Origin of the sequence: Brevundimonas sp. (genome assembly GCF_036405315.1) — a bacterium.
In the GTDB taxonomy this organism is placed as follows: Bacteria; Pseudomonadota; Alphaproteobacteria; order Caulobacterales; family Caulobacteraceae; genus Brevundimonas.
The window spans coordinates 1-8,266 of the sequence record NZ_DASWXW010000193.1; the positions used below are offsets into that span (position 1 = coordinate 1).

Sequence of the window (8,266 nt, forward strand, 5' to 3'; positions counted from 1 at the left end):
GTAAGGATTCACCATAAGCCCCTCATCTGTCCGGGGCCGCTTTTCCATGTCCGAGTTGAAGACCGACGTCATCCTGCGTGGCGACTGCATCGAGGTGCTGAAGGGCCTGCCGGACAAGTCGGTGGACATGGTCTTCGCCGATCCGCCCTATAATCTGCAGCTGGGCGGCGACCTGCTGCGTCCGGACAATTCCAAGGTCGACGCGGTCGACGACGACTGGGACAAGTTCGACAGCTTCGCCGCCTATGACGCCTTCACCCGCGCCTGGCTGAGCGAATGCCGCCGGGTGCTGAAGGACGAGGGCAGCCTGTGGGTCATCGGCAGCTATCACAACATCTTCCGCCTGGGCGCGGCGATGCAGGACCTGGGTTTCTGGGTGCTGAACGACATCATCTGGCGCAAGTCCAACCCGATGCCGAACTTCAAGGGCACGCGCTTCACCAACGCCCATGAGACCCTGATCTGGGCCGCCAAGTCGCGCGAGCAGAAACGCTACACCTTCAACTACGACGCGCTGAAGGCCTTCAACGAAGACACCCAGATGCGCTCGGACTGGACCCTGGCCCTGTGCACCGGCGGCGAGCGGCTGAAGGACGAGAACGGCGACAAGGCCCACCCGACCCAAAAACCTGAAGCCCTGCTGCACCGCGTGCTGCTGTCGGCCAGCCGCGTCGGCGACGTCATCCTGGACCCCTTCTTCGGCACCGGCACCACCGGCGCCGCGGCCAAGCGCTTGGGCCGCCATTTCGTCGGCATCGAACGCGACGAGACCTACGCCAGGCTGGCCGAGAAGCGCATCAAGGCGGTCATCCCCGCCGCGCCCGAGGATCTGGTCGTCACCGGCTCCAAGAAGGCCGAACCCAAGGTGCCGTTCGGCGCCCTGGTGGAGGCAGGGCTGCTGGCCCCCGGCGACAAGCTCTACTGCCCCAAGGGCGACCATGAGGCCCGCGTGCGCGCCGACGGCTCGCTGGTGTCTGGCTCCATGACCGGCTCGATCCACAAGCTGGGGGCCCTGCTGGAAAACGCCCCGGCCTGCAACGGCTGGACCTACTGGCGGTTCAAGACCGACACGGGCCTGCGCCCCATCGACGCCCTGCGCGCCGAGATCCGCGCCGGGATGCAGTAGAGGTCGAACCCCGGCCTGGCTGAGGGGACTATCGTTTCAGCCAAGCTGGAACCCCCGTTCATCGCCCCGTGTTGAGGACTCCAGTGCACCATCGGGGGCGCTGGAGTCCGATCATGAAGATTGCTCAGGTCACGCCCCTCTATGAGGCGGTGCCGCCGCGGCTCTACGGCGGCACGGAACGGGTCGTGGCCCACCTGACCGACGCCCTGGTCGACCTGGGCCACGAGGTGACGCTGTTCGCCAGCGCCGACGCCGAGACACGGGCCCGCCTGATCCCGGTGCGCGATCAGGCCATCCGTCTGGACCCCGAGCCCCTGAAGTCCGACCTGGCGGCGCACATGACCATGCTGGCCGAGGTGCTGGAGCGCGCCGACGACTTCGACGTCATCCACTTCCACACCGACATGCTCCACCTCCCCTTTTTCCGCGACCTGGCGGACAAGACCGTCACCACCCTGCACGGGCGACTGGACCTGAAGGACCTGCCCGAGGTCTACGACCGCTGGTCCGAGTTCGGCCTGGTCTCCATCTCCGACGATCAACGCCGGCCCCTGCCCGCCGCGAACTGGAAGGCGACGGTGCATCACGGCATGCCCGGCGACCTCTATCGCTTCTCGCCCGGGTCCGAAGGCTATCTCGCCTTCCTGGGCCGTATCTCGCCTGAGAAGCGTCCCGACCGCGCCATCGAGATCGCCACGCGCCTGGGCAAGCCGCTGAAGATAGCGGCCAAGGTCGATGCCGCGGATAAGACCTATTGGAAGACGGTCATCAAGCCGATGATCGACGGCAATCCCTTGGTCGAATTCATCGGCGAGATTGGGGACGATCGGAAGTCGGCCTTCCTCGGCGGCGCCGAGGCCCTGCTGTTCCCTGTCGACTGGCCGGAACCGTTCGGTCTGGTGATGATCGAGGCCATGGCCTGCGGCACGCCGGTCGTGGCCTTCCGCTGTGGCTCGACGCCCGAGATCATCGAAGACGGCGCTACCGGATTCCTGGTGGACGCGATGGATCAAGCCGTCGCCGCCGCAGGGCAGGCGCACCGACTGGACCGCGAGGCGATCCGGGCGCGCTTCGACCTGCGCTTCTCGGCCACCGCGATGGCCCGGAGCTACCTCGACGTCTACAGCGACATCCTGGCCCGGCGCCCGTTCGCCGCGCACATGCTGGACGGCGCCCCCGCGCGACCGCTGCGCGAGGATCGCAGTTTCGCCATCCGCGCCTGAACCCTTAGCCCCCTCGCCCATTAGATAGAGCATGGACGACGCCTATTCGGTCCAGACCACCGCCGCCGACAACAGCGATCAGGACGGGCTCGAATCCCTGATGGCGCTGAAGGACTGCGACACCTTCCTGGTCGCGGACCATTGGGGCGATGTGAAAAGCGGCGCCGACGGCCTGTTCGATCAGGACACGCGGATGCTGTCGCATTTCGTCCTGACGGTCGGGCGGGTGCGGCCCTCGCGGCTGAGCTCCGGCGTGACCGAGGACAACGTCTTCTTCACCTGCCATTCGACCAACCGCCCCCTGCCGCCGATGGGCGGACGTTCGGCCCCGGCGGGCGTGCTGCATCTGGAGCGGCGGCGGTTCCTCTGGGACAGGAGGCTGTTCGAGCGAGTGCGGATGGTCAACCACGGCATCGAGGACATCCTGCTGCCGCTGGCCTTCGAGTTCGGCGCCGACTTCGCCGACATCTTCCAGGTGCGGGGCACGGCGCGGGCGGCGCACGGCGAGATCCACGCCCCGATCATGGACGGGCGGCGCGTCACCTTCGGCTACACCGGGCTGGACGGGATCGTGCGGACCAGCTGCCTGGCCTTTTCCGAGCCGCCCGCACGGCTGAGCGCCAACCGCGCAGAGTTCATGTTCAGCCTGCCCAAGGGCAAGCAACTGGACCTGTTCGTCGAATGCGGTCTCGACGCCTGCGACGCGCCCGATCAGGACCGCTGGCGCTGGAACGCCATCCAGGCGCGGCTGGCCATGCGCAAGCGGCTGCGGCGGGGCGCCGGCGTGCTGGCCCCCCGCAATCCGCGCGTCAACGACTGGCTGAGGCAATCGCGGACGGACGTCGCCCTGCTGACCACCGACCTGCCGACCGGCCCCTATCCCTATGCCGGGGTGCCGTGGTTCTCGACCCCGTTCGGGCGCGACGGCATCATCACCGCCTGGCAGATGCTGTGGATCGATCCCAGCCTGGCCAGGGGAGTGCTGACCTATCTGGCCTCGCGACAGGCGACCGAGGTCAACGCCTTCATGGACTCCGCCCCCGGCAAGATCATGCACGAGACCCGCGGCGGCGAGATGAGCGCCCTCGGGGAGGTCCCGTTCGGCCTCTATTACGGCGGCGTCGACACCACCTGCCTGTTCATCGCCCTGGCCGGCGCCTATGCCAAACGCACCGGCGATCTGGCCACCATCCGCGCCCTTTGGCCCAACCTGATCGCGGCGGCGGGCTGGATGACCGACTATGGCGACTCGAACGGCGACGGCCTGATCGACTACGCTCGCGCGGCGGAGACGGGCCTGTCCAATCAGGGCTGGAAGGACTCCGAGGATTCAATTTTCGACAACGACGGCTGTTTCCCCAAGGGGCCGGTCGCCCTGTTGGAGGTGCAGGGCTACGCCTTCGCCGCCTGGACCGCTCTGGCCGCTCTCGGCGCCCAGTTGGGAGACGACCGGGCGCCCCAGTGGCGGTCGCGCGCCGAGACCGTCCGCGCTCTGGTCGAGGAAAAGTTCTGGATGGAGGATCAGGGCTTCTACGCCGTCGCCCTGGACGGCGACGGGCGTCAGATGCGGGCGGTCGGCTCCAACGCCGGCCACCTTTTGTTCAGCGGCCTGCCCTCGCATGAGCGCGCCCGGCTGGTGACGCGGCGGATGCTGACGGCGGAGTTCCGTTCCGGCTGGGGCCTGCGGACCCTGGGCAAGGGTCAGGTCCGCTTCAATCCGATGAGCTATCACAACGGATCGGTCTGGCCGCACGACACCGCGATGGCGGCGGCCGGCATGGCCCGTTACGGCGAGCGGCGGGCCGTCGCCATGTTGCTGGGCGAGATTTTCGGCGCGGCCGCGCATTTCCAGCTTCGTCTGCCCGAACTGTTCTGCGGTTTCATTCGCGAGACCGGCGAGCCGCCCATCGCCTACCCGGTCGCCTGCCTGCCTCAGGCCTGGGCGGCGGGCTCAGTCTTCCTGATGCTACAGGCCGTGCTCGGCGTATCGATCAATGCTGACGAGGGACTGGTCGAGGTGGTCAATCCCGCCCTGCCGATCGGCCTGGACCGGCTGTCGATCATCGACCTTGAGGTCGGCGACGGCGCCATCGACCTGAATTTCCAGCGGCTGGACAACCACGTCGTCGTCATGCCCCGCGAACGGCGCGGCACGGTCAGCCTGCGCGCGACGGGCTAGGCCGCCAGCCCGCGCTCCAGCGCCTTCCGGAACACCGTCGGCAAGGCCGCCAGCGCCTGCTCGACCTCGGTCCAGAGGAAGTCGCCGTCGCCCGCGCCGACGTGAACCGTCAGGGTCAGGCTGAAATGGGTGAAGACGTGCTCGACCGCTCCCGCCTCGACCCAGTCGGCGGCGGCGGGGACCTGAAACTGAGGCGCGCCGCTCCACTCCGACGTCGGCAAGCCCATCATGCCTCCCAGAAGCCCCTTGTCGGGTCGGCGCACCAGACCGATCCGCCCCTGGCCGTCGCGCAGGACGAAGGCGTGGCCAAGACGGTGCGGCCGCTCGGCCTTCTGGGCTTTCAGCGGATAGCGGGCCGGTTCGCCGGTCTTCAGCCCCTCGCAGCCGAAGGCCAAGGGGCAGACGTCGCAGGACGGCGATTTCGGCCGACAGACGCCGGAGCCGAGGTCCATCAGAGCCTGGGGCCAGTCGCCGGGCCGTTCGTCGCTGACAAACAGGGCGGCCAGGCGTTTCAGCTCGGGCCGGGCGGCGGGCAGAGGCGTCTCGACTGCGAACAGGCGGCTCATGACCCGCTCGACATTGCCGTCCACGACATTGGCGGGCCGATCGAAGGCGATGGCGGCGACGGCGGCGGCGGTATAGGCGCCCACCCCCGGCAGGGTCAGCAGCGCCGCCTCATTGTCGGGAAAGACCCCGCCATGATCCCCGGCCACGGCCCGCGCGCAGGCCAGCAGGTTGCGGGCGCGGGCGTAATAGCCCAGCCCCGCCCAGGCGGCCATCAGGTCGGAATCCTCGACCGCCGCCAGATCGCTGACCGTCGGCCAGCGCGTGGTGAAACGCTCGAAATAGGGGGCGGCGTGCGGCACCGTGGTCTGCTGCAGCATGACCTCGGACAGCCAGACCCGATAAGGCTCGGTCCGCGTCCCGGAACCCGGCGGCGCGCGCCACGGCAGGGTCCGCGCATGGGCGTCGTACCAATCAAGCAGGGCGGCGCGGAGGAAGGGGACGTCGGGCATGGGTCGAGCTATATAGGACGAATGCGTCGTCCCCTGCCCACCGAAAGCGAAGCCCGCGAAATCCTGGCGAGGCGCCGGACGCGTCCTCAACTGCGCCCGCCGCCCCCGGCCGGTCGGTCGCTGGCCCCGCTGATCAAGAAGCTGGACGCCCAGTTCGGCCGCGGCGCGGGCGCGCTTGAGCCCCGCTGGGTCGAGATCGTCGGCGAGCGCCTGGCCCGCGTCACCCGCCCGCAGAAGCTGACCAAGGGTCGCGGCGGCGCTGGCGGCACCCTGGAGCTGCGCGTGGCCGGCCCCGCCGCCCTGCTGGTCCAGCATCAGTCCGAGGACATCATCCAGCGGGTTAATCTGTTTCTCGGCGCCGGGTCGGTCGAGAAGCTGCGCATCGCCCAGGGGCCGGTGAAGCCCCTGCCTGTGGCCGGGGCCAAGCCGCGCGCGCGCGGCAAGGTCGTCCTGCCGCCCCTGCCTGCCTCCGTCGAAGCCGACCTGGCCGCCTCGGTCGAGGACGCCCCCGACGGGCTGAAAGCGGCGCTCAGAAAGCTGGGCCGGGCGGTGTTGTCGCAGCCCCCCGAAAACGAGCGCCGTTGACAAACCTTCGCCGCACCTGTTCTCGAAAAAACATCAGATTGCGCGCCTCCCAGGGAATCGCGCCATTCTTCAGAGTCACACTCTCGTTCAAGGACGACCCATGGCTACGTTCCGTTACGCTTCGATGAGCCGCCGCGCGGCCCTGACCGCCGCCGCCCTGGCCGCCATGGCCACGGTGGCGGGCTGCACCGCCAAGACCGGCGGCGCCGCCCAGGGCGACATGGCCATGGGCGCGGGCGAAGACGCCAAGGTCACGGTCGTGGAATACGCCTCCGTCACCTGCGGCCACTGCGCCGTCTGGAACGAGGAAGTCTGGCCGGAATTCAAGACCAGGTATGTGGACACCAAGAAGGTCCGCTACGTCTTCCGCGAATTCCCGACCCCGCCGCAGGACATCGCCGTCGCCGGCTTCCTGATCGCGCGCTGCGCCGGCGAGGACAAGTATTTCGACGTCGTCCACGACATCATGGCCAGCCAGAAGGAATGGCAGGCGGGCGTCCCGCCGCGCAACACCCTGTTCCGCGCCGCCGCCGCCGCCGGCCTCAGCCAGGAACAGACCGAAATCTGCATCCGCGACAAGGCCGCCATCGAAGAGATGAGCAACCGCATCAAGGCCGGCATCGACGCCGGCGTGACCGGCACGCCGACCTTCCTGGTCAACGGCACCAAGGTTCTGGACAGCAGCCTGTCGGGTCTGTCGGAAGCCATCGACGCGGAACTGGCCAAGAAGTAATTCATCCAACCGGGGGGCGTGGTCATGTTGAGAAAGCTTGTCGGAGCTGCGGCCCTGACCGTCGTGCTGGCGCTGGCCGCCTGCGGCGGCAAGAACGCCGCCCCCGCCGAGGGCGACATGGCCCTGGGCGCCCCCGAAGGGGCCAAGGTGACGGTGGTCGAATACGCCTCCGTCACCTGCGTCCATTGCGCGGCCTGGCAAAAGGAAACCTGGCCGGGCTTCAAGGCCAAGTATGTGGACACCAACAAGGTGCGCTACGTCTTCCGCGAATTGCCGACCCCGCCGCAAGACGTCTCCGTCGCCGGTTTTCTGGTGGCGCGCTGCGCTGGGGCCGACAAGTATTTCGACGTCGTGCATCAATACATGGCCGATCAGGAAACCTTGTTCAGCGGCGCCACGCCGCCACGCGACTGGCTGATGCGTACGGCCAACGCCGCAGGCCTGAACACTTCCCAGTTTGAAGCCTGCGTCAGCGACAAGGCGGGCATCGCCGCATTCGAAACGCGTGTCCAGTCCGCCTTCAAGGCTGGCGTCACCGGCACCCCCGCCTTCTTCGTCAACGACCAACGGGTCCAAACGCCGGGCGGCGAAGGCGCCAGCCTGGCCGACCTGTCGACGGCCATCGACGCGGCGCTAGCAAAATGAACAACATGACCCTCGCTCGACTTTTGAACGCCCTGCCCGTCGCGGCCGCCTTGATGGCCGCCACGCCCGTCATGGCCGCCGAGCCGGCCCCCGCGCCCGTCCCGGCCGTTTCGGCCGCCGACCGCGTGCTGGGCCGCGCCGATGCGCCGGTGACGGTGATCGAATACGCCTCCTTCACCTGCAGCCACTGCGCCGCCTGGACCAATGAGGTCCTGCCGACCTTCAAGGCCCGCTACATCGACACCGGCAAGGTCAAGCTGGTCTTCCGCGACCTGCCGACCCAGCCGACCCAGGTCGCCGCCACGGCCGCCGCCATCGGCCGCTGCGCCGCCCCGGGCAAGTTCTTCGACGTGGCCCACCACTTCATGGCCGGTCAGGCCGCCGCCTTCGCCGCCGGCAACGCCATGGACTGGTACATGGGCGCCATCGCCGTCAGCGGCCGGACCCAGCCGCAGATCGAGACCTGCCTGGCCGACCCCGCGACGCAGCAGTCGCTGCAGCAGGATGTTGAAACCGCGATCGCCGCCGGGGTGAACGGCACCCCCACCTTCTTCGTCAATGGCCGTCGCGCCATGGACCATTCGCTCGAAACCCTGTCGGCGGCCATAGACCCGCTGATCAAGGGGCGCTAAGCCCCCGCCGATGCAGTTCCAGAGACTGAAGCTCGTCGGCTTCAAATCCTTCGTCGACGCGGCGGAAGTTCAAATCGAGTCCGGCCTGACCGGGGTGGTCGGGCCGAACGGCTGCGGCAAGTCCAAC

Annotated in this window: 9 protein-coding genes; 8 read left to right on the plus strand and 1 reads right to left on the minus strand. The window is 68.4% G+C overall.

Annotated elements, in window-relative coordinates; genetic code table 11:
- Positions 1 to 46: 46 nt before the first annotated feature.
- The 3 genes from VGE49_RS11970 to VGE49_RS11980 all read left to right on the plus strand — a co-directional run bounded on the left by VGE49_RS11970 (position 47) and on the right by VGE49_RS11980 (position 4,528).
- On the plus strand, positions 47 to 1,126 hold the full coding sequence (locus tag VGE49_RS11970) for a site-specific DNA-methyltransferase (protein ID WP_331034771.1): 1,080 nt from the start codon (positions 47 to 49) through the stop codon (positions 1,124 to 1,126).
- 113 nt (positions 1,127 to 1,239) lie between these two features.
- Entirely contained in the window at positions 1,240 to 2,349 is a 1,110-nt protein-coding gene (locus tag VGE49_RS11975; protein ID WP_331034772.1) for a glycosyltransferase family 4 protein, read from the plus strand.
- 31 nt (positions 2,350 to 2,380) lie between these two features.
- Positions 2,381 to 4,528, plus strand: coding sequence for an amylo-alpha-1,6-glucosidase (locus VGE49_RS11980; protein WP_331034773.1), 2,148 nt, complete (start codon positions 2,381 to 2,383; stop codon positions 4,526 to 4,528).
- Here the strand turns inward: VGE49_RS11980 and mutY are convergent.
- Positions 4,525 to 5,544: an A/G-specific adenine glycosylase gene (gene mutY, locus VGE49_RS11985; RefSeq protein ID WP_331034774.1), complete on the minus strand. Its 1,020-nt coding sequence runs from the start codon at positions 5,542 to 5,544 to the stop codon at positions 4,525 to 4,527. The two genes, VGE49_RS11980 and mutY, sit on opposite strands and share 4 nt — an antisense overlap.
- Before the next feature lie 21 nt (positions 5,545 to 5,565).
- On the opposite strand from mutY, the gene VGE49_RS11990 reads away from it, so the two are divergent.
- The 5 genes from VGE49_RS11990 to VGE49_RS14240 all read left to right on the plus strand — a co-directional run.
- Positions 5,566 to 6,129 carry a DUF721 domain-containing protein gene (locus VGE49_RS11990; protein ID WP_331034775.1) on the plus strand — a complete coding sequence of 188 codons (564 nt, stop codon included), beginning with the start codon at positions 5,566 to 5,568 and terminating at the stop codon, positions 6,127 to 6,129.
- A 100-nt stretch (positions 6,130 to 6,229) separates the two neighbouring features.
- Positions 6,230 to 6,862, plus strand: coding sequence for a DsbA family protein (locus VGE49_RS11995; RefSeq protein ID WP_331034776.1), 633 nt, complete (start codon positions 6,230 to 6,232; stop codon positions 6,860 to 6,862).
- A 24-nt stretch (positions 6,863 to 6,886) separates the two neighbouring features.
- Complete coding sequence (locus VGE49_RS12000; RefSeq protein ID WP_331034777.1) at positions 6,887 to 7,507, plus strand: thioredoxin domain-containing protein; 621 nt, start codon at positions 6,887 to 6,889, stop codon at positions 7,505 to 7,507.
- A gap of 5 nt (positions 7,508 to 7,512) precedes the next feature.
- The gene (locus VGE49_RS12005) at positions 7,513 to 8,139 is read left to right on the plus strand and encodes a thioredoxin domain-containing protein (RefSeq protein ID WP_331034778.1); all 627 of its coding nucleotides are present in this window, start codon (positions 7,513 to 7,515) and stop codon (positions 8,137 to 8,139) included.
- A gap of 10 nt (positions 8,140 to 8,149) precedes the next feature.
- The coding region (locus tag VGE49_RS14240; RefSeq protein ID WP_414643653.1) for an AAA family ATPase at positions 8,150 to 8,266 on the plus strand (117 nt) is incomplete at its 3' end.